The following is a 26,175-nucleotide window of genomic DNA, read 5'->3' on the forward strand; positions in this document are numbered from 1 at the left end:
TGATATGAATGTAGTAGAAGTGAAAAGGGTAAGGATCGGTGAGGGCGCAACTAAGATCTGCGTACCGATGGTTGCACCGACAGACTATGATGTAGATGCGCAGATCCGTACGATCAAAAGATCTAAGACAGATCTGGTAGAATTCCGGGCAGACTGCTTTGAGGACTGTCTGGATATGGATATATTAACAAAGACGCTGGAAAAGATTCAGGATAAGTTATCTGAGTTCCCGATCATTTTCACATTTCGTACCAGAAGTGAAGGCGGCAGTCATGATATTACACCGGATCAGTACCGGGAAATGCTTCTGCATGTGATCAAAAGCGGATATGCGGATCTGATCGATGTAGAATATTTCTATGATATTCCATTCGTGACGGAAGTGATCGAGACAGCACATGCACATGGCGTAAAGGTTATCGTATCGAATCATGATTTTAAGACTACGCTACCGATGGAGCAGATCGTAAACCGGTTTAAAGATATGATCAATACCGGAACAGATATTGCAAAGATTGCAATGATGCCGGAAGATGGCTCGCAGGTTGTTGATATGATGCAGGCTGCAAAGGAGCTTCAGGAATCTGGAAATCAGACACCATTGATCGTTATTTCGATGGGTGAGCTTGGTGTATCCACAAGAACGACCGGAGAAATGTACGGAAATTGTATCTCATTCGCAACTGCGGGAATCCCTTCTGCACCGGGGCAGATCGATGTAGAAGCACTTCGCAGTCAGCTGGAAATGATACATAATATAATTGGCAGCTAAAGATGAAGGATGGAGACTGGATGGTTTTATTTGCAGAGAACAGGGATTTTTTTGCAGATAAGATTCTCCGGTCTTTCTTCTTATAGAACAGGAGAGATCAGCTTGAAAGAATATATTAATCAATATCTGGACAGATACAGGAAAGGGGATTATTACCCATGGCATATGCCGGGACATAAAAGGCAGGATGTATTTAAAGATGATTTCTGGGAAAATATGTTTCTCCGGGATTTTACGGAAGCAGAAGGGCTGGACGATCTTCATGAACCGGAGCTGTTCATGAAGGACAGTCTGGAGCAGATGCGGCGGTTTTATGGTACGGAGAAAACCTATATGATGGTAAATGGAGCCACCGGAGGCATCCTGACAGCCCTGTATGCCTGTGCACCGGAGGGGGCATCTGTGTTGATGGGACGGAATTGTCACAAATCGGTTTGCCATGCAGTCAGTCTTCTGAATCTGAAGCCGGAATATGTCGTACCGGAGTTGCTGCCGGGAACGGATATATTTGCAGATATCACACCGGAACAGATGGAACAGGCATTAAATGAACTAAAAAAAACGGACAGGCTGCCGGCTGTGGTTGTTATCACATCCCCAACGTACGAGGGCGTGATATCAGATATCTGTGGGATTAAAAATGTGCTTGAGCCATATAATATTCCATTGATCGTAGATGAGGCACATGGAGCACATCTCCCGTTTTTGCCGAAACGAAATCTGTCAGCGGTCGCAGCAGGAGCAGATCTGGTCATACAGAGTACGCATAAGACGCTTCCTTCACTGACACAGACAGCACTTCTTCATGTGAACCGGAAGGAGCTGGTTCCGAAGGTGGAGCGGTATTTGCATATTTTTCAGACATCATCACCCTCTTATCTGTTCACACAGAGCATGGAGAAAGCAGTCGTATATGCGGGGAATCATCCGGAAGTATTTGATGCATATAGAAAACGACTAAAGCATTTTCGAAAAAAATGTAAGGAACTGAGGCATATCAGACTGTTACAACCGAAGCAGACATGTTATGCTTATGATAAAGGTAAGCTTGTGTTTACTGTATCAGGTGTGCACCCGGCAGAACCGGGAACGGACAGCCGAAACGACATTCCGGCTACAGGACCGTGGCTTGCGCATGTATTAGCGGCGGAATATCAGCAGGTGGTTGAGATGGCAGGAACGCATCATGTGATCCTGATGACCTCATTTGCAGATAAGAAAAAGGCATTTGAGCATCTCTATGAGATATTGAAACATATAGATTCGGAGCTGACAGAAGCAGCGGATAAAGCAGGAAGAAATGCAGATCAGATGAACCATGCAGATTCCATGTCGGTGCTACCGGATATGGAGAATGCCGTTTTATGTAGTACAGGGTTTCATCTGCCGGAGCAGGTTATGACGCCGGGAGCAGCGTGGAGACTGGATAGCAGCAGAGAGAAGCTGGCAGAGGCGGAAGGAAGCATAGCGGCAGATTATGTATATGCATATCCACCTGGAATTGCAGTTATAACACCGGGCGAGAAGATCGACGGGCAGGTGATCCGGGATATTACGCAGATGGTGGAAACCGGTCTGAATATGATCGGAGTCGAATATCAGACGGATGGGATCTATATTCCGGTTACAGAACCTGTGCGGTAAAGAAAACATCAAAAGTTCAGATGTTTAGATGACGATCATTCATTTACAAATATGATTAAACACATAAAGGAGCATGGAATATATGCAGGGAATATTTATAACGATGGAAGGTCCGGACGGAGCCGGTAAGACAACACAGATCGAACTGTTAAAGGATTATCTGAATAAAAAGGGATATGATGTACTTATCACCAGAGATCCGGGCGGAAATGCTGTCAGTGAAGCGATCCGTGAGGTCATTTTGAATAAAGATTTTACAGAGATGGGATATATGACAGAGCTGTTATTATATGCAGCAGCGAGAGCACAGCTTGTAAAGGAAAATATCAAGCCGGCATTATCTGCAGGCAAAGCAGTTATCGCAGACCGTTTTGTGGATTCATCAGCCGTATATCAGGGAATCGGACGGGGACTTGGAATTGATACCGTTTATAAAGTAAATGAATTTGCCTTGCAGGGCATCCTGCCGGATATGACATTTTTAATGGACCTGGATGCAGAAGTCGGTATTGCCAGAAAGAAAAATCAGGCAGAGCTTGACCGTATGGAACAGGAAAGTCTGGACTTCCATAAGAAGGTTGTTGAGGGTTATAGAAGTCTTGCAGAAATGAGTCCCGATCGTATCGTAAAAGTCGATGCAGCTTTGCCAAAAGAGGCAATACATGATATAATAACTTCGTATGTAGAAAAATGGCTGGCAAGACCATAGCATAAGCAAGGAGAATAGCATGATAGAATTTTCTGAAATTATCGGACATGAGGATATAATCCAGCATTTTAAGAGAAGTATAGAGATGGGAAAGGTATCCCAGGGCTATATCATAAATGGAGAAGAAGGCAGCGGAAAGAAGACTCTGACGCGTGCCATAATCAAGACTCTGGAGTGTGAAGAAGGCGGAACGGAACCATGCTGCAAGTGTAGATCATGCAAGCAGATGGATACGGATAATCAGCCGGATGTTACATGGGTCACACATGACAAGCCAAATGTGATCTCGGTAGAGGAGATTCGTGATCAGGTAAATAAAGATATAACGATCAAACCGTATAGCAGCCGGTACAAGATCTATGTGATCGACGATGCACAGCTTTTAAATGCAAATGCACAGAATGCTCTGCTCAAGACAATCGAGGAGCCACCGGAGTATGCGATCATTTTCCTGCTGACCAGCAATATTGACAAGATCCTTCCGACGATCATTTCCAGATGTATCGTACTGAATATCAAGCCTGTCAGAGAGCGGGATGTACTGGATTACCTGATGAATGAGCTGAAGCTTCCAAAGGAAAAAGCAGATTTCTGTATGGACTTTGCGCAGGGAAATCTGGGTAAGGCGATCCGGCTTGCGACCAGTGAAGAATATAAAGAGATCATAGAGGATGTAACAGGCATTCTCCGCAGGATCCCGGATATGACAGTCGATGATATTATATTTGCGATCAAGAATATGAACCATCATAAGCTGAAGATCAGTGATTATATTGATCTGATGATGATGTGGTATCGTGACATCCTGATGTTAAAGATCACAGGAAATGCCGGACGACTGATGTTTAAGGAATATTATACAGATATCCGCAAACAGTCAGCTCATATTTCCTATGAGGGTATCGAGAATGTTTTAAAGGCGATGGATAAGGCGAAGATCCGTCTGGAAGCAAATGTTAATTTTGATGTGGCTATGGAACTTATGCTTCTGACTATAAAGGAGAATAAATAATGAAAGAGATCATAGGAGTCCGGTTCAGACCGAACGGCAAGATTTATTTCTTCTCACCGGGAAATCATGATGTAGAATGTGGACAGTTTGTTATCGTGGAGACTGCCCGTGGCGTTGAATTCGGCAAAGTGGTTCTGGGAAAGAGAAATATAGACGATGGCAAGATCGTATCTACTTTAAAGACCATTATAAGAGTAGCTACAGATGAAGATAAGAAGAAAAATGAAGACAACAAGGAAAAGAGCAAAAAAGCATTTGTGATCTGTAAAGAAAAGATCGCAAAGCATAAGCTTGATATGAAGCTGATCGAGGCGGAGTATACATTTGATAATAACAAGGTGCTGTTTTATTTTACAGCAGATGGAAGAATTGATTTCCGTGAGCTGGTAAAGGATCTGGCATCTGTATTCAAGACCAGGATTGAGCTCCGGCAGATCGGTGTCCGTGATGAGACCAAGATGGTCGGCGGTATCGGTATCTGTGGCAGGGAGCTGTGTTGCCATAAGCATCTTTCGGAATTTGTTCCGGTATCGATCAAGATGGCAAAGGAACAGAATCTGTCTCTGAATCCGACAAAGATATCCGGTGTGTGCGGCAGACTGATGTGCTGCCTGAAGCATGAACAGGACACATATGAATATTTGAATGAAAAACTTCCAAATGTTGGCGATTTTGTCCGTACAACAGATGGAAACAAAGGTGAAGTCTTATCTGTAAGCGTTCTTCGCCAGAAGGTAAGGATTGTTGTTACGGATAAGGATGACAATAAAGAGGTTATGGAATATCCGGTCAGTGAATTAAAATTCAAGCCGAAGAAACGCAGAAGTACAGAGCGTATCAGCGACGAAGAATATAAGGCATTGGAAGCACTGGAAGATAAGGGAGGGAAATCCAAGTTTGATGATTGATCTTCTCCCTGATGAACGAATCGATGATCTGCAATGCAAGGGACATCAGATCATACAGAATCCGAATATGTTCTGCTTTGGTATGGATGCGGTGCTGCTTGCAAATTTTGTAAAGCACAGACGGGATGGCATGTACATGGATCTGGGAACAGGAACCGGTGTGATACCGATCCTGCTGGCGGCAAAAGAGCCGTCTGACGGCACCTGCCAATTTATCGGTCTGGAGATTCAGGATGCCTGTGCAGAGATGGCTGGAAGAAGTGTCCGATTAAATGATCTGGAACAGAAGGTTCGAATCGATCATGGAGATATCAGAGAGGTCTCCTGTAATTACAGGAAGGCCTTTTTTGATATTGTGACATCGAATCCTCCATATATCAGCGGAAATCATGGACTGACGAATCCGGATGAACCGAAGAATATTGCCAGACATGAAATCTGCGTGACGCTTTCGGATGTGATCGAAGCAGCAGCATATCTGCTGAAGCCGGGCGGCAGTTTCTATATGATACACAAACCATTCCGGCTGGCGGAGATCTTTGAAGGGCTGCTTGCAAATGGATTGGAACCGAAGCGGATGCAGCTCATTCATCCATATATTGATAAAGAACCGAATATGGTGATCGTAGAGGGCGTAAAGGGCGGTAATTCCAGAATCAAGATCGAGCCGCCGCTGATCGTCTATAAAGAACCGGGCGTTTACACGGAACAGCTTCTTGCCACGTATGAAGGAGAAGCAAAGAAATAAAACAGACAGAACAGGAGAATCTACATGGCGGGTATATTATATCTGGTCGCTACACCGATCGGGAATCTCGAGGATATGACATTCCGAGCGGTGCGTACACTGTCCGAAGTGGATCTGATCGCAGCAGAGGATACGAGAAACAGTATCAAGCTGTTAAACCATTTTGAGATTAAAACGCCAATGACCAGTTACCATGAATTTAATAAATATGATAAGGCGAAGGTTCTGGTGGACAAGCTTCTTGCAGGAACAAATATTGCCGTTATAACCGATGCAGGAACGCCGGGTATCTCGGATCCGGGCGAGGAGCTGGTACGGCAGGCACTTGCAGCAGGAGTAACCGTAACAGCTGTACCAGGGGCATGCGCCTGTATCACGGCGCTGATCTCATCGGGATTGCCGACCAGACGGTTTACATTTGAAGCATTTCTGCCACAGGACAAGAAAGAAAAGGCAGAGGTTCTTGCAGGATTAAAGGATGAGACCAGAACGATGGTGATCTATGAAGCACCACACCGGCTGCAGAAGACACTTGCGGAATTATTTGATACACTTGGCGACCGCAGGATCACACTTTGCCGGGAACTTACGAAACGGCATGAAACAATCGAACAGTTTCTGTTGTCGGAAGCGATCGCCTATTATGCAGAGCATGAGCCGAGAGGTGAATATGTGATGGTGATCGAGGGCATGGATGTGGCTGCGGCAAAAGCAGAAAAGCAGCAGGAATTTCTTTCGATGACGATAGAAGAACATGTTGCCATGTATGAGAAACAGGGCATGACGAAGAAGGATGCGATCAAACAGGCGGCAGCAGACCGTGGCGTTCCAAAGCGTGAAGTATATAATGTGGTTATGCGATAGAAATAAATAGTTGTAAAGTTCATGCCGGAATGATTCATGTGAGATGAAAATGGTGTTTTGCAGGCGATTATAAACAGATGAAAGGTGAAAGGGGTATAAGCATATGACGTGGTTGGAGATATCAGGAACAGTTGGCAGGGTGGCAGCCTGCCTTGGATTTTTTATTGCAGGTATGGTGATCTTCTATCTGCTGACAAAGGTGATCTACCGGATACCGGAGAAACAGCAGTTAGAGCGGCTGCATGAACCGGGAAAGTTCAGAAATGCAGGGATCATTATATTTGGTGGTCTGGCAGCAGTTTTATTTACCGGATTTTTCGGAATGGGGTTACAGGGGATTATTTATTTCCTGTTTCTGGCGGTTCTTACGGTAGTGACCTTTATAGATATGGATACCATGGAGATCCCGTTTATACTGAATGTCATTATTTTCGTGATGGGTGTGGTATCTCTGATCCTTCAGTTCGTGTCCGATGCAGCTCCGGGATCTGAGTTCCTTGCAATGGATGGGGTTACGATCGTATCCAGACTGATCGGTATGATCTGTATCAGTCTTCCGTTATATCTGATCGTTCTTATTATTCCGGAAGGCTTTGGCGGCGGAGATATCAAGCTGATGTTTGCTGCCGGCTTCTTGCTTGGCTGGAAAGCAACAGTAGTTGGTTTCTTTATCGGACTGATTCTTGGCGGAATCTATGGCGTGATCTGTCTGGTTCGCAGAAGCCATGGTAAAAACGATCATTTTGCATTTGGCCCTTTCTTAAGCGTAGGTCTGGCTATTACATTATTCTGTGGAAATAATCTCATGAACCGGTATATTGATTTCTTGAAAGCAGCAATGAACCCGGAGATATAAAGAGATAAATCCTGAGCTGATATTATTTATAGAAAAAACTGCTTGTGTATTCGGATGAGATTGAGTATACTAAAGGGTATGGATGTTTAACGCGTTAAAGCGTTTGAGCGAAAAAGTTGTAATATACGGAGGAATATAGGTATGCCAATTATAGATTATTTGGAAAGAAATGCCAGAGAATTTGGGGATGATGTAGCGCTGGTTGAGATTAATCCGGATGTCACAGAGACGAGAAGAGTGACATGGAGAGAATATGAGCTGATCGAGGCGAATCCAACCTGTCAGTATAGACGGGAGATCACATGGAATGTATTTAACGAGAAAGCCAATCGTTTTGCAAATCTTCTGGTTTCCAGAGGAATCCAGAAAGGAGATAAGATCGGTATCCTGATGATGAACTGTCTGGAATGGCTTCCGATCTATTTTGGAGCATTAAAGACAGGAGCTTTGGCAGTGCCGCTTAATTTCCGTTATGATGCAGAGGAGATCAAATACTGCGTAGAGCTTGCGGATGTGGATGTACTTGTATTTGGACCTGAATTTATCGGGCGAGTTGAGACAGTTGTAGATGAGATCGCAGAGAAGCGTATTCTGTTATATGCCGGTGGCAACTGCCCAACATTTGCAGAGGACTACGACAAGCTGACAGCAAACTGTTCCAGTACCTTTGAAAAGAGAGATATTAAAGACAGTGACGATGCAGCGATCTATTTCTCATCAGGAACAACAGGTTTTCCAAAGGCAATCTTACATAACCATGAGAGCTTGATGCATGCAGCTACAGTTGAGCAGAAGCACCATGGACAGACAAAGGATGATGTATTCTTATGTATTCCGCCTTTATATCATACAGGTGCAAAGATGCATTGGTTCGGAAGCCTGATCACAGGCGGAAAAGCAGTTCTGTTAAAGGGTGTTAATGCAAAGACGATTCTTCAAACTGTATCCGATGAACAGTGTACCATTGTATGGCTGTTAGTACCATGGGCACAGGATCTGCTGCTGGCATTAGAATCAGGGGAAGTAAAATTATCAGATTATAAGCTGGATCAATGGAGACTGATGCATATCGGAGCACAGCCGGTTCCACAGAGCCTGATCAAACGTTGGAAAGAATATTTTCCACATCACCAGTATGATACAAACTATGGTCTGTCAGAGTCTATCGGACCGGGTGCGGTACATCTGGGCGTAGAGAATATCGATAAAGTTGGTGCGATCGGCGTGCCGGGATATGGTTGGCAGGTGCGTATCGTAGATGAAGATGGTAAAGATGTGAAGCAGGGAGATGTTGGAGAACTGCTATTAAAGGGACCTGGCGTTATGACCTGTTATTATAAGAATCCGGAGCAACGGCTGAGACATTAAAGGATGGATGGCTGTATACCGGAGATATGGCAGAGCAGGATGCAGATGGCTTCATCTATCTGGTTGACCGTAAGAAGGATGTTATCATCAGCGGTGGTGAGAATATTTATCCGGTACAGATCGAGAATTTCCTGAGTAAATATCCAAAGGTCAAAGACGTAGCAGTTATAGGACTTGCAGATCCACGACTTGGTGAGATCACGGCAGCGATCATCGAGACAAAGGACGGTGTGGAATGTACCGAAGATGAGATCAATGAATTCTGCAAGGAGCTTCCAAGATACAAGAGACCAAGAAGAATTATTTTTGAGGATGTACCGAGAAATGCAACCGGTAAGATCGAGAAGCCGCTCCTTCGTAAGAAGCATAAGAGCGATAACCTTGTTGCAGCCGAGAATAATGCATAAAGAGATCACAGATCGTGGTATTATACAGATAAAGAATGCAGAACCTGATATGTATTCTTTACAAATCCAGATGTGTGTGCTTAAATATATAGTCGGAATTACAAAATACAACAGGAAGGTAAGATGATCATGAAGACACCATTTGTAACAAAAGCACAGGTTGATGAGATGATTAAGAAATACCCAACACCATTTCATCTTTATGACGAAAAAGGAATCAGAGAAAATGCAAGAAAGTTATATCAGGCATTTTCATGGAATAAGGGATTTAAGGAGTTCTTTGCGGTAAAGGCAACCCCAAATCCTACTATTCTTCGTATTTTAAAGGAAGAAGGATGCGGTACAGACTGCTCATCACTGACAGAGCTTATGATGTCAGATAAACTGGGATTTACCGGAGACGAGATCATGTTTTCATCCAATGATACGCCGGCAGAGGAATTCATCCTTGCAAAGAAGCTTGGTGCAACGATCAATCTGGATGATTTCACACATATTGACTTCCTTGAAAAGACAGCAGGAATTCCCGAGAAGATCTGCTGCAGATATAATCCGGGTGGAACATTCTCTATTTCTACAACGATCATGGACAACCCCGGAGATGCCAAGTATGGCATGACCAAGGATCAGATCATTGAGGCGTATCGTATCCTGAAGGGCAAAGGTGTAAAGAGATTTGGAATGCATGCATTTCTTGCAAGCAATACAGTGACGAATGACTACTATCCGGTTCTTGCAAGAACCTTATTTGAGGTAGCGGTTGAGATTAAGGAAAAGACAGGCGTAAAGCTTGACTTTATCAATCTGTCAGGCGGCGTAGGTGTTCCGTATACACCGGATAAAGAGCCGAATGATATCCTTGCGATCGGCGAAGGCGTAAGAAAGGTATACGAGGAGATCCTGGTTCCTGCAGGAATGGGTGACGTAGCCCTTTACACAGAGCTTGGACGATTCATGTTGGCTCCTTATGGCCATTTGATCACAACAGCGATTCATGAGAAACATACACACAAGGAATATATCGGTGTAGATGCATGTGCAGTTAATCTGATGCGGCCTGCCATGTATGGTGCATATCACCATATTACAGTTCTTGGTAAAGAGAATGAACCATGCGACCACAAATACGATGTAACAGGTTCGCTGTGTGAGAATAATGATAAATTTGCGATTGATCGTATGCTTCCAAAGATCGATATGGGAGATGTTCTGGTAATTCATGATACAGGTGCACATGGCTTTGCAATGGGATATAACTATAACGGCAAGCTGAAATCCGCAGAGGTTCTCCTCTGTGAAGACGGCAGTACCAAACTGATCCGCAGGGCAGAGACACCGGATGATTATTTTGCTACATTAGACGGCTTCTGGAATGTGGATCTGAACGAAAAATAAGTTCACCTGAGACGCTTGAGAATCGTTGTGCCGGGTTATAGAAAAAAGCAAAAAAAACAGCCATTTTGGAGAAATATTTGTTCCCAAAATGGCTGTTTTAGTTTATACTGAATTTTAGTCAGGCTTTTTCAGGTTCCGGGTAATCAATACCAAATGTGTCAACAGTTACGGAAGCCATTTTCTGTTCTTTTACAGGACGATCACCGTAAGTTGTTCGGGTTGTTGCAATCTTATTTACAACATCCATTCCTTCGATTACTTTGCCAAATGCAGCGTATGCACCGTCTAAATGAGGAGCGGCCTTGTGCATGATAAAAAACTGGGAACCTGCAGAATCCGGTCGCATGGAACGAGCCATGGAGAGAACACCTTCAGTGTGCTTCAGGTCGTTCTTGAAGCCATTCTGTGAGAATTCACCTTTAATGCTATAGTTTGGTCCGCCCATTCCGGTTCCTTCCGGGCATCCGCCCTGAATCATGAAACCATTGATGATACGGTGAAAGTTCAAACCATTGTAAAAGCCTTTTTTTACGAGTGAGATAAAGTTATTAACTGTATTAGGAGCAATGTCCGGGTACAGCTCAGCCTTTATAACATCACCGTTTTCCATTGTAATTGTTACTATTGGATTTGCCAAAATAAATCGCATCCTTTCATTTATGATGAGGCTATCATATCATTACAGGCTTTACAAAGTCAATGTTGGATGCATTGTTTTGGGTTGGGGTATATTTTTTATTGGGGAATAAAAAGTTACAAACAGAAAAAGGAGAAACGCAGAGTGAAGAACGGAAAAGGTATTAAGGTAATTATTGTATTGGTCGTCGTTATTGCCCTTGTTGTGATAGGCGGATTAAAGATTAAAAATGTCTATGATGGATTTATGGGTGAGTACAAGGGGACGGAGAGCGCATCGGGAACAGATGTAACGATCGAGATTCCGGAAGGAGCATCGTCAAAGAAGGTGGCAGCGATCCTGCATGACGCCGGACTGATCAAGTATGAATATGCATTTGTATTACGAGTGAAAGAATCAGAATACAGAGGACGGATCCAGCCCGGTACATTTACACTGAACACCGGAATGAGTACACTCGAGATGATAGAAGAACTTTGTTATGTAGAACCTGTCAAGGAAGTTGTTGATACACTGACGATACCGGAAGGATACAGTATCGAACAGATCGCAGCAAAATGCGAGGAGCAGGATATTTGCAGCTCGGAGGAATTCCTGAATGAAGTAAAGAACGGAAATCATCAGATCCCGTTCAGTACCGGAGACATGAATACAGATGGTGCGAAGTACGACCTTCAGGGATATCTGTTTCCGGCAACCTATGATATTTATGAAGATACGACTGCGGCAAGTCTGATTGATACGATGCTGGAAAAATTCCGGAGCGTTTATACCTCAGAATACAGTGCCAAGGCAGCAGATCTTGGATATACAGATTATCAGATCCTGATCATGGCATCAATCGTGGAACGTGAAGCAAAGATTGACAGTGAGAGACCAATCATTGCAGGTGTTATCTATAATCGTTTAAAGATCGATATGATGCTTCAGATGTGTCCGACGGTTCTGTACCCTCTGACAGACGGAATGTATGATAAGTCAGAGGTTACTTATGATGATCTGGAGATCGAATCACCATACAACACTTATAAAAATACCGGACTTCCGGTAGGACCGATCTGCAATCCGGGTCAGGCATCGATAGAGGCTGTATTATATCCGGATGAGAACGATTATCTGTATTATCATACCAGTAATGCCGGAGATGGAAGCCATATCTTCTCATCCACATATGATGAACATATTAATACGCAGTAATGTATTGGTCAGATTGCCGATTTCTTTTTAAAAAGACTTGCGATATATGGTGAAATTATATATACTTATAGAGTATGCATGGACAATGGGATAATTTGTTACCTTATATGCACAGCAGAACGTGTGATAGGAGGATTGTTTGATGAGAAAAGTGAATTTCAAAGTAAGAAATATAGGCTCTGAAAAGTATTTGTCTTATGTTTTGGATGATGAGACAGATCTGGATGAAGAGTTGCTTGATTACCTTGATGATAATAAAATTGCAGAACTCATTGATATCATTTATGAAGAAGATGATGAGAATGATTATCTTACATACAATATAACGGACAGAACAACAGTTGGAGCACTCCTTTCAGGCACGGTACATGCAGAGATGATGCTGGGTATAATCAGAGGGGTTGCATCAGGAATTATGAATATGCGTGATCTGGGAATCCCTGTTTCATATGTTATTCTGAATAAGGATTTTACATATGTAAATCCTGTAACGTTTGATGTAAAGATGATCTGTATTCCGGTAGGATCGGATGTGGCAGCAAATGCGGAATTTAAGGCTTTTGTAAAAGGCCTGATTCTGAATGCAACATATGCGGACGATGAAGATTGTAATTATGTTGCTAAGCTTATAAATATGCTGAATGTAGAGAAGTTCACGATCCGTGGTTTTGTAAGTCAGATCACAGAGCTGATGGAGGCTGCCGGATTACAGGTAGAAGAAGAATTTATGGATGTTGGAGATTCCGGCGTGGAGGTTTCTCAGGGTGTGGATATTCCACAGGGTGATACCTCTCTGGATGATCTTCCGGAATTTAAGGATATATCATTTGACGATGATGACGATGATGGCCTTGAGATGTACGAGGAAGAACCGACAGAAGAGAATACGATCTTCAAAGATCTGGATTTGAATGCAGATGTTGACAGCGCACTGAATTCTGTAAATATGGATCTGTTCGATGAGAGTAATCTGGAAGAGCTTACACTGGATGAAGATGCAGAGTTAGAAGAAACGGCTCATGATGAGGCAGAACCGGAAACAGAAGAAGCAGAGGCAGAAGATATTAAGCCTGCGGCAGAGATTCCGATAGAGACACCGGAGGAGGCAGAAGAGTCAGAAGGTATGACAGAGATGCTGACGGGTGCTGATCTGGCGGACATCGGTGAAGAAAAGCCACATGCATTTAATATCAAGGAGATTGCACATACTGCTGAGGGTGTGACAGAAATTTCTGCTGAAAGCAAGATGGAAGAAAAACCGGTATTGATCGATACTCAGGATCTGGATAATCTGATCGAGAAACCACCGGTTATGAAGAACATAAGAATCAACCGTGCAAAGATCATTCAGAAGGCTTCTGTTGAGATGGAGGATGATGAGGTTATTGATAATCCAACGGAGCAGATCCGGGGAGCGGGTGACGTAGATGAGGCGAATGCAGTAGAGCCTGAAACCCTTACAACACCGGTTCCTGTTGAAGAAAAGGAAGAGCCTGAAACAGGAGCGACCGGAACAACGGTTGAGCTTACAGGTGGCATGAGTGTTGTACAGGATCAGACACCGGAGGAAGAGAAGAAGCCTGCACCGGGTGTGCCGAAGGCAATGCCATATATTATCCGTGTAAACACAAAGGAACGTGTTATGGTAAATAAGGCAGTATTTAAGCTTGGTAAGGCAAACCGTGGTGTTGATTTCACAATTGACGGAAATGGTGCGATCAGCAGAGTACATGCGATTATTTATCAGAGAGATGACGGTTGTTACCTGAAAGATAACAAAGCGACAAATGCTACACTGGTAGATGGCGTGAAGCTGGAAGAAGGTCAGGAAGTTAAGCTTAAGAATGATGCGACGATCACAATCGGCGGAGAAGATTTCATTTTCAAATTAAGCTAATATATATTATCACCCGGATCGGGTGAACACGAGCAGGTAGGAATACCTGCTTTTGGTGTATACATGGAAAATAATTATCCGGACAGTATTGGAATTTCCGGATCATGAATGGAGAGAGGGACATGAAGAAGAACAAAGTATTACTTACAAAAACGGGAGATACATATAACTGCAGATATGTGCTGGATCAGACTGATATTATTGATGAAAAGGTAGATAAGGGTGTGAGTGGAAAATTTCCACAGATCATACCGTGCAGACTGGAAGAGAAAGATAATCAGAGAGAATTTATTTATGAGATTGGCAACAAGGTACAGTTGACTGAGTTCCTCAAGAAAGAGATCAACAAGAAGCAGATGCTGACATTACTGTATAACCTTTTAAGCGGTCTGGAAGCATTTGGAATGAACATGATCTCATTAAGCTATGTTGCCAAGGATATCCAGTATGTGTTTGTTGCTCCTGAGAGCCTGAATGTTTATTTTATTGTTGCAGGTGTCGATAAGGAGATCACGGATCTGAATGAGGTTCGCAATTTTGTAAAAGATGTTATCTGTAATGCACATTATTTTGAGATGGATCGGGATAATTATGTAGCAAGACTGATCACATTTACGAATAAACTTGGAACATTCTCAGTTGGTGATATGAAAGAATTTGTCAATCAGCTTCTGATTGATATGGGAATCCACATAGAGGAAGAAAAGAAAAAAACAGAGAAAAAAGAAGAAAAAACTGCAAACGACAAGGTAAGCCGTATTGGTGTTATGCAGAATAATGCAAAGATGGTACAGCCTGGTGCTTCTGCCAGAGGATCAGTGCCACCAATGCCAAACCGTCAGGTACCACCGATGCCGAACGGACAGCCAATGCCGGGACGGCCAATGCCAATGCAGATGGGACCGGATGGCAAACCAATCGTGCCGCCAATCCCAAATCGTCCGGCACCATCAATGCCGGAAAAGAAACCGGAGGCAACACCGGTACCACCGATGCCGGAAAAGAAACCGGAGGCAGCGCCGGTACCACCGATGCCGGAGAAGAAACCGGAGGCAGCACCGGTACCACCGATGCCGGAGAAGAAACCGGAGACAGCACCGGTACCGCCGGTTGAGGAGAAGAAGCCTCAGGTGCCAGTGCCATATCTGTTAAGAATAGCAACAAATGAAAAAATATATATAAATAAACCTGAATTTTCAATAGGAAGATCTGCAACCAAAGCAGATTATACAGTAACAGACAATTCAGATGTCAGCCGGATCCACTGCATCATTGAGAGAAAGAATGGTGTCAGCTATATCAGAGATAATGCCTCCACAAATGGTACATTTGTGAATGGACAGAACATAGCTGGACAGAAAAATGTATTTTTGACAAATAATGCAAAGGTTTCTCTGGGTGATGAAGGTTTCATTTATTTTGTCAGATAAGGATATGGGGATAATAATCAGGAGAAGCGTATGAAATATAGAGCGGCATATCACACAGATGTGGGTATAAAAAAGAAAAATAATCAGGACTCTCTTGCAATCAAGATTGCAGAGACTCCGAATGGACAGGCTGCCTTTGCGATTATCTGTGATGGCATGGGCGGACTGGCAAAAGGAGAGCTTGCAAGCAAAGAGGTCATAAATGCATATTGTGGCTGGTTTGAACATGATTTTGTAAAACTGGTCAGAACAGGAACATTTAATACAGCGATCTTGAAGGAGCAGTGGGATCGCATAGCTGTAACAGAGAATGAAAAGCTGAAAGCATATGGTGAAAGTCGGGGAATTATGATCGGAACCACGTTGTCAGCCATTCTTATGTATGAGGACAGATATTATATTATACATGTGGGCGACAGCCGGGTATATGAGTTGACAGATAAAATGGAGCAGCTTACACAGGATCAGACATTGGTTGCAAGGGAGATCGCAGCAGGAAGACTGACCCCGGAGCAGGCAGAAACAGACAGCAGACGAAGCATACTGTTACAGTGTGTAGGCGCATCACCGGTAGTGGAACCTGATTTCATCAGAGGTTATATTACACAAAATGCATCTTATTTGTTATGTTCGGATGGATTCAGACATAAGATAAGCGGAGATGAGATTATGGCGAAACTCAGTCCGCTGGCAGCACCAGATGAAGATAAGATGAAAGAGGGCTGTATTTTTTAACAGATCTTGTAAAGTACAGGAAGGAAACAGACAATATAACAGTATTGCTGGTCAAGGCTGAGTAGTGGGGAGATAAGATGACAGAATTAGGAACAGTATTAGATGGAAAATATGAAATACTGAAAAAAGTTGGTCAGGGTGGAATGTCAATTGTTTATCTGGCGATGGATAACCGTCTGAATAAACAGTGGGCTGTAAAAGAGATAAAGAATGATGGTTCCAAGAGTGTAGAAACACTTTTAAAAGGATTGGAGCGCGAAGCAAATATCCTGAAAAATGTGGATCATCCGGTATTGCCTCGAATCGTTGATATCATAAATGAGAATGGAACGATTTATGTAATCATGGATTTCGTAGAAGGTAAGCCGTTAAATGAAGTTCTGAAGGCAGAGGGTGCACAGAAGCAGTCCGATGTAATTGAGTGGGGTCGTGCGCTTGCCAGTGCACTTGATTATCTGCACTCCATGAATCCACCGATCATATACAGAGATATGAAACCATCCAATGTTATGTTAAAGCCGGATGGTTCAGTAAAGCTGATCGATTTTGGAACAGCAAAAGAGTACATAATTGAAAATAACGCAGATACGACAGCGCTGGGTACCAGAGGATATGCAGCACCGGAGCAGTTCGGTGATGCGCAGGGACGTGGTATCTATAATACTGATGCCAGAACGGATATTTATAATCTGGGTGCGACGCTGTATCATCTGGTAACCGGAAAGAATCCATGTGAGCCACCATATGAGATTAAACCGATCCGTCAGTGGAATCCAATGCTTTCATCTGGTCTGGAGCAGATCATTATCAAGTGCTGCCAGTCAAATCCAAATGACAGATATCAGTCCTGTTCAGAACTTCTGTATGCGTTGGATCATTACAATGAGTTGGACAATGAGTACAGAGCAAAGGCAAAGAAAAAGCTGGTTACATTTGGCGTGATGGCAGGATTATCCCTTCTGTCTGTTGGCTGTGCCATTTTTGGCGGGGTAAAGAAGAATGAGATCAAGGAGAAGAACTACAGCAACAAGATACTGGAGGCAGAGGATGCGCTGCAGGATAATGATATAAATGGAGCAATCAAGATCTATAAAGAAGCAATTGCTCTGGATGAATCATCCTCAGATGCCTATCTGGGACTTCTTGATACGTATGCATATTATTATGATATGGATCAGAACACTGACACTGTGTCCGAGAACGTGGACAGTGGAGCAAAATTAGGTGCACGTTACGTCACCAAGTATATTGACAAGGTAAATGCAGATGTTGTCTATGAGGTTGCGATCATTTATTACAACGAAATCCAGGATTACAAAGCTGCAATGCAGTATTTTAATCAGGTAAATGATTCGGCAAACTTCCCGGATGAGACAGCACAGGCTGCATACTATTCGGCAATTTGCGAGAATAAGATCAAGAAGAATTCCAATTTTGCAAACAGTAAAGAGAATCTGGTTAATTTTGAAACTTATAACAGTGAGGAACTGGAAGATACAAATCCAAGCAAATATGTAAATTATCTGAATATCGCTTCTATCTATGTTGATAATCTGGGAAGTGATACGGCAGATATGCCGCAGAGAACGATTGCATTGCTGACGGAGGCAAACGAAAAGCTGGATGAAAACAGTACAGCACTTTCCAATGCACTTCCGGAGGATCGTAATGTAAAATATTACACGGCACAGTATGCGAGAATCCTGTATTCCGTATATTCCTATCAGGCAAAGAATACAAATGTAGATGCAGAGAAGGAAACCTATTATCTGAGTGCAATCGACTCACTTAACCGTTATCTGGCAAGTATCGATATCACGGATCCAAATCTTCCGGATACAACAAAGAAATCATATGTAAAATATATGAAGGAAGAAGCGGAAACTTACATAGCGCTTGAAAAGATCAGCGACAATAAGGATTATTATGATCAGGCTGAAAAGGTATACAGTTCCGCAGAGAGCAGCATGGGAACGGTTGATAATGCAGCCGATATTTATGTCAGTCATCTGACATATCTGTATGACCGGTATTCCGGAGAATACGGATCCAATCCGAAACGCTGGAAGCAGGATGGCATCCAGAAGATCAAAGCGGTATACGATGCGGGCAGTAAGATCAATATTCTTGTCTCCCGTGGTAATAATGAATGGAACTCGTTGATCGTAAACTCTGCAATTTCTGATATTATAAATGGAAATACTGCAGTGACAGGGAGTGAGGAGTGATAACAATGAATGAAACGATATGTAATGTAATGTTATTCGGCGGTATAGCTCTTGCAGTTGTCTTTGCAGTGATAGCAGTTATATTATTTGTAAAACTGGATATCCCGAAGGTGATCGGAGATCTTTCCGGAAGCACAGCCAGAAAACAGATCAAAGAGATCCGCGAAAAGGGTTATGAAAGCTTACAGGGAAGCGGTGCTTCCAAAAAAGATGCGATCAAATCAAAGGGCAGTACCAGTAAGATCGAGGTGCGTGATATCAAGGGCAAGTCAGCATCCGAAGAAGTTTCCAGGAAAGGAAATGAGAGATATAAGAAGGCTGTGGATGAGTTGAATAAGAGCAGAAGCCATCATCATACCAGACCGGAAGAAGCAGATTCTGAGAAAGCAACCGATATCCTGAGACCGGAAGAGGATTACGAAAAAGAAACCGACATCCTGAGACCGGAAGAGGATTACGAAAAAGAAACCGACATCCTGAGACCGGAAGAGGATTATGAGAAAGAAACTGATGTCCTGAGATCAGAGGAGGATTATGAAAAAGAGACCGATGTTCTTCGGGCGGATGATGAATATGAGCGTGAGACTGATATTCTGACATCAGAGGATGAAGCAGATGCGGCAACGGATGTCTTAAGTACAGACAGTGATGCAACAGACGTATTAAGCACCGATGATGATGCAACCGATGTTCTCACTATGGATACAGAAGCTTCTGACAGTAGTGAGACCGATATACAGGGTGAAGAAGCTGAGAAATTCCCACTGTTAGTTGATGTTGTTGTAGTTCATACGGATGAATCGATATAGAAGGGAGTGACCAAAATGAAGAAAAACAAATATTTACATCGTTTTGTGGCTTTGGTCATGACGGCGGTTATGCTGTTATCACTGGTGGTAATTGATAACAGAATCGGAATGAAAGCAGAAGACGAATATACAAAAGAAGTGATCAATCTTGAAACGTATATTCCCAAAAAAGTTACATATAAGAAAAATAAAGATGGAAGCGTAAAGACAGGCAGTGTAGAAGAGGTTGAGATTTCTGTTCCGGAAGAGACTGCTGTCACATTTAAGGGTGACTACCTGATGCAGGAACTGGATGCATCTGATAAGAAGCAGATTATAGCAACATCCTGTGATGCATCGGATAAGAAGACCACAAAGCAGGCTTCGGAGATCGAGGAGATTCGGATCACAGATTCAGAGGATGAATATCAGTATGCAGTGTATAAAGCAGCAGATGAGAAGGATACTTATGAATTTGCGGGGATAATACGTGTATATGGAGAAAATGCTGAAAATGGGGATAATCTATCTGTTGCTGGACCAACTATGCATATTTCAGCAGAGGCGGGAAATAAAAGCATTCCACAGATAAATGATAAAAATGGAGATAGTTTTTATTATGCTGAAAAAGGGGATGTTGTGTCTGTAAAGGGGTATGTGTCAGATGGAACGGAACAGGTTGACGGATATATAAAACAGACACCGGAAGATCCGGCGGATATTGTTAAACTTACATATACATTAAATGGTGGAAATGAGAAAGAAATACCAATCGGTAAAGATGGTGGAGCCTTTGATGTAAAGGTTCCGGAATCCGGATCATATGTATTTACAGCATATAGCAGGGAAGGGAAAAAGGTATTTATTCCGGTGACGATCCGGTATACTTCAGATATTCGGATTCAGGATGTAACGGTAGATGAAGATTCTGAATTAAAGATTACGGAAGGGATACTTGGTGAGTTCCTGAATAAAAAGGGTGATGGTATTCGTGTAACGGTATCGGCGCTTGAGGATATAGGCGACAGTAATTTTGCAGATCTGGATCTGGAATATTGTTTTGTGAATGGAACGACCATGAATAACTGGCAGTCGGTATGTATGGATAAAGATGGAGATACCGGTATCTGCAGTAAAACGGTATTGATTCCGAAATCGTCTGTAGCAGGTGCGGATTATAAAGTAATCTTCAGAGTCACAGATCATATATATGAATCTATCGGTACTTACAAATTTGATGAAAATGGATCATTTGTATATATCGATGAAAAAGCACCAGAAATTACAAAGGGCTCTTTCCGTGGCATAAAGGGAAACGATAGTGCAACGATTTCGATCCAGAATTATACATATGATGCAGATACATGGTTCAGTGGTGCAGAACTGACAGGAGTAGCGGCAGTTGAGGATTATGCACCGATCGATACGGCAAGGATCAGCCTTGATGGTGAGATCATTGAAACTGTAACAGATATATCAGCAGATGCAAATCAGTATTCTTATACATATGATAATATTCCGATTTCCGCTCTGGTAGATAAATCAGGAAAACATACAGTCTTATATGAGGCAGTAAACCGTCTTGGTCAGACCGGTACCAAAGAGATCACATTTAATCTGGATACAAAAGCTCCACAGGCACTTATCCTGAGTCAGGCAAATGGTGGTGTATCACTGCAGGATCAGGCAGAATATACTGTAACAGCCAAGACAGGAGAGACTTTGATATTCCGGATTTCTGATGCTGACAGTCAGATCGATACGGCTAAAACAAAGGTCTATGTAAATGGTGAGGAAGTTACATTGACCGGAGATGAACTGTCACTGCCGGATGTTGGTGTGTATAAAGTAACACTTGACGCATATGACTGTGCCGGAAATACAACAAAGAAAACGGTAACCGTTTATGTGAATAAAGAAACATTACAGGATTCTTTGACAGTTTCCTCCGAGGGGAAAACAATAGATGCAAAGGATCAGGCACTGGTATATGCCGGACATAATGGAAGTGCAACAACGGTTACATATAAAGTAACAGGTCTGGATCTGGATGCCGATGATATTGTAAAGACGGTAACAAGAAAGGCTCCGGATGCCGCAGCGTCTGCTGCCGGTATTGAAGTAGCACCGTCCAGAACAGATATATCAGCAAATGGAAATCTGAAAACCGTTACACTGACCTATGATCTGACGACAGAGGGTGTGTATGCATTCCACTTTACATCAAAGCATCATTATGTGGCTGCGAATGAAGATGCAAACACAACGGATGCATCCATTCAGGTGTTATATGACAAGACAGCTCCATCAATAGCAGCAATGGAATTTGCCGGAGCAAAGGCATCAGCAGATGGTATTTATTATTTCAGTAAAGATCCTTCCATTCATATAACGGCTGAGGATGCGTTTTCACTGGGTGATTACAAGGTCACAGATCAGGTGGGAAATACCATTCTTACAGGAAATATAGCTGCGAATGGGGATAAAACATTTGATAAAACACTTGTATTAACAAATGGAATTGAAGAGAATAAGATTTATACGATCATATTCTATATCAGTGATAAATCAGGAAATATTGCAACAAAATCCAATGAAAATGGGGTTGCATACCGGTTTGCGGTTGATACTGAAAAGCCAGCGGTTGATATTGCAGATAAAGAATCCACAAACAGTCTGAAGCTTACGCAGTACTGGAATGGTTCAGATGTAACAGTAAAGGCGTCTGCATCTGATAATTTTCTGATCAGCAGGATTACTGCATCAGCAACCTGTGACGGCAAGGCTGTTGCAGATCAGGAGCAGAAGATGGATCTGGAGACCGAAACGATCGGTCAGACCATGAATGCATCCTTTATTTACAAAAAAGCCGGTGTATATGAAGTTACAGTAACAGCATATGATGAGGTTGGCAACACAAAGACTGCAAAATGTACCTTTGTTATCGACAATGAACTGGCAGATATCAGCTTCTCCGGTATTCCGGTAAGTGGTGTTTATAAAAATGATGGTACACAGACGATTACAGTTAAGGCAGCAGATGATTATGGCATTGCAGCTTCCGATGTGGTTGTGAAGGTAGTGTATGAAACTTACGACTATGATGCAACGACAGGTGCCGGAGTAAAGGGTGAAGAGATCATCACAGCAAAGAACAGCTCGGATCAGACAGTTACAGCTACGATCAAAAACTGTAAGGTTATTGATGGAAAGCCAATGAAATATTACATTGCGGTAAGTGCAACTGATAGATCCGGCAACAGCTCAGAAAAGAGAAGCAAGACCTTCTATTATGATCCATATAAACCGGAAGTAACGGTAGAACCGGCAATCGCGGGTACCGGAACAAAGTATTATAATGACAAGGTCAGATTCAATATTACAGTGGCAGAGCAGTTTGAACTTGGCGCAAATGTATATGTGTTAAATACAGACGACTATAAGAACTGCAAATCAGAAGCCGATTATGCTGCAAAAGCATATAAGACATTTTCTTATAAAGATGTAAAGCAGAAAACATTTGGTTTCACTGTATCAAAGGCTGATCGGTATAAATGGACGGTTGTAGCAGTAGATGCATCCGGAAATGCAGCAACAGTATCCGATATCCGGTTCACGATCGATACAGAGAAGCCTCTGGTCGAGATTGAAGGTGTTCCGGATGACAAGAAGTCAACCGGTACAACGATCCGTGTTGTGATCACAGATAATGAGAGACTGGATCCGGAAAGCTTTAAAGTCGTTGAGTGTTATAAATATTTTGATGGTACAGAATACATTGAGAAGGAACTCAAGATCAAGCAGGTAGGTGCAAAGGAATTAGAGGCATCTGCATACTGCGGACAGAAGAGCGGCAAGGCATGTTCCTATGTATTTAAGGTAACCGGTAAAGACAGAGCCGGAAATGATGTGGAATATGAAATCAATGATTCCAGATTCAAGGTCGATTCCACACTTCCGGATATCGTGCTGGATCGCTATCCGGATTCTGAGAATGATGGTTACTACAACAAGAACGTAAGCTTCAAGTTCACAGTAACAGAGCAGTTTCCATTAAAAACGAAGATCACAGTAAGTGATAAGAACAAGGACGTGAATGGAGACGAAGATGAGACATACGTTCTGAATGAGACAACCGGAACTTACACAGTAAAGAGAAAAACACCTGGTGTATATAACCTGACGATCAAGGCAGTGGATGCATTTGGAAATGTAAACTATGTAAGAGATATTAAGTTTGTGATCGATAAGGAAAGCCCGGTAGCGACAATTGAAGGTGTACCGGAGAATGGTCTGACACAGGGTACAAATGTGAAGATCACAGTTACAGATAATCAGAAGCTGTTGTTGAAGGATTTCCAGATCACAGAGTATTACAAATGCTTTGATGAAAGCAAATATACACAGAAGAAGCTGGCGATCAAGAAGGTGGATGGCAAGACACTGGAGGCTTCTGCATATTGCGGTCAGAAGAAGGGAAAAGCCTGCTCCTATTACTTCAAGGTAACAGGAACGGATAAGGCAGGCAATAAGGTTTCATACGATGTAGCAGGTTCCCGCTTCAAGGTAGATGCAACAAAGCCGAAGGTAACGATCACACCACGGCTGGAGCAGACAAATGACGGTTATTACAATAAAGATATCGCATTTGACATAGCAGTAGAAGAACAGTTTGCCGAAACACACGAGATCGTGGTTTCCGATAAGAATAAAGATACAAATGGTGATGCAGATGACACTTTCACAATGAAGGGAACGAGCGGAACCTATACAGTGAAACGGAATGCACAGGGAATTTATAATCTGAAGGTTACAGTTACGGATGCATTTGGAAATGTAACAGAGGATGAGGCTGCATTTGTAATTGATAAGACAAAGCCTACGATCGGAATTGCAACTGTGAATAAGCTGAATAATGGAAATGTAGCACTTAATGTGAACCTTGCAGATAATTATAAAGGAAAGTCCTATACCGTACATGTAAAACGGAAGGATGCTTCCGGTGCAGTTGCATATGACGGAGATTACAGAACAGTAGAATGGAATAACACTTCTGTAAATCCGGAGATCGTATTCTCAGATGAGGGCGATTATGAGATCACTGTTTCTGCGGATGATAAGGCTGGTAATGAACAGATCGCAGAGAATGTATCCTTCCGGATTGATAAGACAGCACCTGTATTATCGATAACAGGCGTTGCGGATTCACAGAATACATCCTGTACGGCGACACTGACAGTAAATGAGGCATTTGCATTCTCTTATGATGGAGAAGCAATGAACAGTGCTGACATTACGGCAACGATCACCAAAAAGACGGATGGAACAGGAGCATCAACAGTTGCAACCTTAAATACCGGTAATTTTTCATCCGGTAATCCGCATACTGCGACCTATACCTTTGATGAAGATGGTGAATATACAATCACTTTTAATGCAAAGGACATGACAGGTAATGTTGCAACGGCTGTTACTAAGACATTCAAGGTAGATAAGACAGCACCAGAGCTTAAGGTATCAGCAGTGAACAGCAAGAACAGTGTCGTAAATGAGTATGAGACAGTTGGTGGAAGCTCTGTAAACAACACAGATTATGTAGATATGAACATAGAAGTAACAGAGTCCTTCTTTGCTTCGAATAAGGTAAATATATCTGTACAGAAGGATGGCGAGGACGTATCTTCCTCTTACTTTACAAACTTTGGCAGTAATGCGGCAGTCAGCCGTGGAAGCCAGAGATTTGATGAGGATGGTGTATATACCATAGCAGTTACAGCAGAAGATGCACTTGGCAACAAGGCAGATGATTACAACATGGTATTTACGGTAGATAATACACCGCCAACAATTGACAAGACTGCAAAGATGGCTGAATTTACTGAGAGAAGATCAGAAGATGGAGAACTTCTTCTGAACAGTCAGGATTTTGCGGATATCAAGGAAAAGGGATATGATGCACTCTGGTCAGTTAATGATACATCTGTATTTAAGGCAAGTGTAAAGCTGGATGGTATTGATTTTGTAGATTTCTCAGATCTGACAGATGGATATCATACAATGACGATTTCCGTTACCGATGAGGTTGGTCATGTGACAACTGAAACATTTGACTTTACCTATGATGGAACAGCACCTCGTATCATTATCACAGGCGTTGATGATAAGAGCGTTGTAAGAAATCCGTTTACCATGAAGATCGGTCTGGAAGATGCAGATGATATGCTGACAGAGATCGTGATCAACGGAGATACTATTGATCCGGCACTGTATGAGGATACGAATTCGTATGAGTTCCAGGTTGAGAACTATGGTAATTATAAGGTTCGGGTATCTGCAAGAGATACAGCGGGAAATGTTACATCGACCTATGACAGTGCAACAGATGAGGTATTCTCCTTCCAGTTAAAGGAAAAGACATCACCGATCCTGATCGTTATCATTATTCTTGCAATTCTTGCAGTTGTGGCAGTGATCCTTCTTCTGATCATGAAAAAAAGAAGAAACAGCCACAGTAGTAAATAAAACATGACTATAGAAAGAAAGGGACCACGCCCGAACAGGCGTGGTCTTTCAATGAGGT

Annotated in this window: 17 protein-coding genes and 1 pseudogene; 17 read left to right on the forward strand and 1 reads right to left on the reverse strand. The window is 42.6% G+C overall.

Translation table 11 applies throughout. From position 1 onward, the window contains the following. Positions 1 to 4 precede the first annotated feature (4 nt). The 10 genes and pseudogenes from aroD to DW959_RS01740 all read left to right on the forward strand — a co-directional run bounded on the left by aroD (position 5) and on the right by DW959_RS01740 (position 10,683). A complete protein-coding gene (aroD, locus tag DW959_RS01695) occupies positions 5 to 772 on the forward strand; it encodes a type I 3-dehydroquinate dehydratase (RefSeq protein WP_021944359.1) in 768 nt (255 codons plus the stop codon). 102 nt (positions 773 to 874) lie between these two features. Continuing rightward, positions 875 to 2,416, forward strand: a complete 1,542-nt coding sequence (locus tag DW959_RS01700) for an aminotransferase class I/II-fold pyridoxal phosphate-dependent enzyme (protein ID WP_182429549.1) — start codon at positions 875 to 877, stop codon at positions 2,414 to 2,416. An 82-nt stretch (positions 2,417 to 2,498) separates the two neighbouring features. Continuing rightward, positions 2,499 to 3,125: a dTMP kinase gene (tmk, locus tag DW959_RS01705; protein ID WP_117822480.1), complete on the forward strand. Its 627-nt coding sequence runs from the start codon at positions 2,499 to 2,501 to the stop codon at positions 3,123 to 3,125. Positions 3,126 to 3,144: 19 nt separating this feature from the next. Next, entirely contained in the window at positions 3,145 to 4,137 is a 993-nt protein-coding gene (locus tag DW959_RS01710; protein WP_118615163.1) for a DNA polymerase III subunit delta, read from the forward strand. Continuing rightward, a complete protein-coding gene (locus tag DW959_RS01715) occupies positions 4,137 to 5,045 on the forward strand; it encodes a stage 0 sporulation family protein (protein ID WP_118482851.1) in 909 nt (302 codons plus the stop codon). Before DW959_RS01710 ends, DW959_RS01715 begins: the two co-directional genes overlap by 1 nt. Further along, a complete protein-coding gene (locus DW959_RS01720; protein ID WP_173783781.1) occupies positions 5,038 to 5,793 on the forward strand; it encodes a tRNA1(Val) (adenine(37)-N6)-methyltransferase in 756 nt (251 codons plus the stop codon). Before DW959_RS01715 ends, DW959_RS01720 begins: the two co-directional genes overlap by 8 nt. 24 nt (positions 5,794 to 5,817) lie before the next feature. Continuing rightward, positions 5,818 to 6,657, forward strand: coding sequence for a 16S rRNA (cytidine(1402)-2'-O)-methyltransferase (rsmI, locus tag DW959_RS01725; RefSeq protein WP_117807789.1), 840 nt, complete (start codon positions 5,818 to 5,820; stop codon positions 6,655 to 6,657). Between the two features lie 103 nt (positions 6,658 to 6,760). Next, the gene (locus DW959_RS01730) at positions 6,761 to 7,513 is read left to right on the forward strand and encodes an A24 family peptidase (protein ID WP_117822481.1); all 753 of its coding nucleotides are present in this window, start codon (positions 6,761 to 6,763) and stop codon (positions 7,511 to 7,513) included. Between the two features lie 141 nt (positions 7,514 to 7,654). After that, positions 7,655 to 9,288, forward strand: a pseudogene (locus DW959_RS01735) (class I adenylate-forming enzyme family protein). Between the two features lie 129 nt (positions 9,289 to 9,417). After that, positions 9,418 to 10,683: a diaminopimelate decarboxylase gene (locus tag DW959_RS01740; protein ID WP_347465302.1), complete on the forward strand. Its 1,266-nt coding sequence runs from the start codon at positions 9,418 to 9,420 to the stop codon at positions 10,681 to 10,683. Positions 10,684 to 10,801: 118 nt separating this feature from the next. Here DW959_RS01740 and DW959_RS01745 read toward each other — a convergent pair whose 3' ends face one another. Continuing rightward, positions 10,802 to 11,320 carry a peptidylprolyl isomerase gene (locus DW959_RS01745; RefSeq protein ID WP_021944557.1) on the reverse strand — a complete coding sequence of 173 codons (519 nt, stop codon included), beginning with the start codon at positions 11,318 to 11,320 and terminating at the stop codon, positions 10,802 to 10,804. Positions 11,321 to 11,464: 144 nt separating this feature from the next. Between DW959_RS01745 and mltG the strand changes: the two genes are divergently transcribed. From mltG to DW959_RS01780, 7 genes are all read left to right on the forward strand, one after another. Further along, the gene (gene mltG / locus DW959_RS01750; protein WP_242997317.1) at positions 11,465 to 12,517 is read left to right on the forward strand and encodes an endolytic transglycosylase MltG; all 1,053 of its coding nucleotides are present in this window, start codon (positions 11,465 to 11,467) and stop codon (positions 12,515 to 12,517) included. A gap of 142 nt (positions 12,518 to 12,659) precedes the next feature. Then, complete coding sequence (locus DW959_RS01755) at positions 12,660 to 14,414, forward strand: FHA domain-containing protein (protein ID WP_117822483.1); 1,755 nt, start codon at positions 12,660 to 12,662, stop codon at positions 14,412 to 14,414. A gap of 122 nt (positions 14,415 to 14,536) precedes the next feature. Continuing rightward, positions 14,537 to 15,844 carry an FHA domain-containing protein gene (locus DW959_RS01760; RefSeq protein ID WP_118615166.1) on the forward strand — a complete coding sequence of 436 codons (1,308 nt, stop codon included), beginning with the start codon at positions 14,537 to 14,539 and terminating at the stop codon, positions 15,842 to 15,844. A gap of 30 nt (positions 15,845 to 15,874) precedes the next feature. Continuing rightward, complete coding sequence (locus tag DW959_RS01765) at positions 15,875 to 16,579, forward strand: PP2C family serine/threonine-protein phosphatase (RefSeq protein ID WP_243023295.1); 705 nt, start codon at positions 15,875 to 15,877, stop codon at positions 16,577 to 16,579. Positions 16,580 to 16,656: 77 nt separating this feature from the next. Further along, positions 16,657 to 18,807: a protein kinase gene (locus tag DW959_RS01770; protein WP_117822485.1), complete on the forward strand. Its 2,151-nt coding sequence runs from the start codon at positions 16,657 to 16,659 to the stop codon at positions 18,805 to 18,807. Positions 18,808 to 18,812: 5 nt separating this feature from the next. Then, positions 18,813 to 19,616 (forward strand): hypothetical protein, encoded by an 804-nt coding sequence (locus tag DW959_RS01775; RefSeq protein WP_117784639.1) that lies wholly within the window; start codon positions 18,813 to 18,815, stop codon positions 19,614 to 19,616. Positions 19,617 to 19,631: 15 nt separating this feature from the next. Next, a complete protein-coding gene (locus DW959_RS01780; protein WP_117822487.1) occupies positions 19,632 to 26,117 on the forward strand; it encodes an Ig-like domain-containing protein in 6,486 nt (2,161 codons plus the stop codon). The last annotated feature ends 58 nt before the right edge of the window (positions 26,118 to 26,175 follow it).

Source organism: Clostridium sp. AM46-21 (assembly GCF_003480025.1).
Classification (GTDB): domain Bacteria; phylum Bacillota; class Clostridia; order Lachnospirales; family Lachnospiraceae; genus Coprococcus; species Coprococcus ammoniilyticus.

Excerpts from the sequence above, each read along its gene's own strand:
- DW959_RS01720 (WP_173783781.1), top strand. The coding sequence starts at position 5,038 with ATGATTGATCTTCTCCCTGATGAACGAATCGATGATCTGCAATGCAAG.
- rsmI (WP_117807789.1), top strand. The coding sequence starts at position 5,818 with ATGGCGGGTATATTATATCTGGTCGCTACACCGATCGGGAATCTCGAG.
- DW959_RS01765 (WP_243023295.1), top strand. The coding sequence starts at position 15,875 with ATGAAATATAGAGCGGCATATCACACAGATGTGGGTATAAAAAAGAAA.
- DW959_RS01715 (WP_118482851.1), top strand. The coding sequence starts at position 4,137 with ATGAAAGAGATCATAGGAGTCCGGTTCAGACCGAACGGCAAGATTTAT.
- DW959_RS01780 (WP_117822487.1), top strand. The coding sequence starts at position 19,632 with ATGAAGAAAAACAAATATTTACATCGTTTTGTGGCTTTGGTCATGACG.
- DW959_RS01775 (WP_117784639.1), top strand. The coding sequence starts at position 18,813 with ATGAATGAAACGATATGTAATGTAATGTTATTCGGCGGTATAGCTCTT.
- aroD (WP_021944359.1), top strand. The coding sequence starts at position 5 with ATGAATGTAGTAGAAGTGAAAAGGGTAAGGATCGGTGAGGGCGCAACT.
- DW959_RS01755 (WP_117822483.1), top strand. The coding sequence starts at position 12,660 with ATGAGAAAAGTGAATTTCAAAGTAAGAAATATAGGCTCTGAAAAGTAT.
- DW959_RS01770 (WP_117822485.1), top strand. The coding sequence starts at position 16,657 with ATGACAGAATTAGGAACAGTATTAGATGGAAAATATGAAATACTGAAA.
- DW959_RS01730 (WP_117822481.1), top strand. The coding sequence starts at position 6,761 with ATGACGTGGTTGGAGATATCAGGAACAGTTGGCAGGGTGGCAGCCTGC.
- DW959_RS01710 (WP_118615163.1), top strand. The coding sequence starts at position 3,145 with ATGATAGAATTTTCTGAAATTATCGGACATGAGGATATAATCCAGCAT.
- tmk (WP_117822480.1), top strand. The coding sequence starts at position 2,499 with ATGCAGGGAATATTTATAACGATGGAAGGTCCGGACGGAGCCGGTAAG.
- DW959_RS01760 (WP_118615166.1), top strand. The coding sequence starts at position 14,537 with ATGAAGAAGAACAAAGTATTACTTACAAAAACGGGAGATACATATAAC.
- DW959_RS01740 (WP_347465302.1), top strand. The coding sequence starts at position 9,418 with ATGAAGACACCATTTGTAACAAAAGCACAGGTTGATGAGATGATTAAG.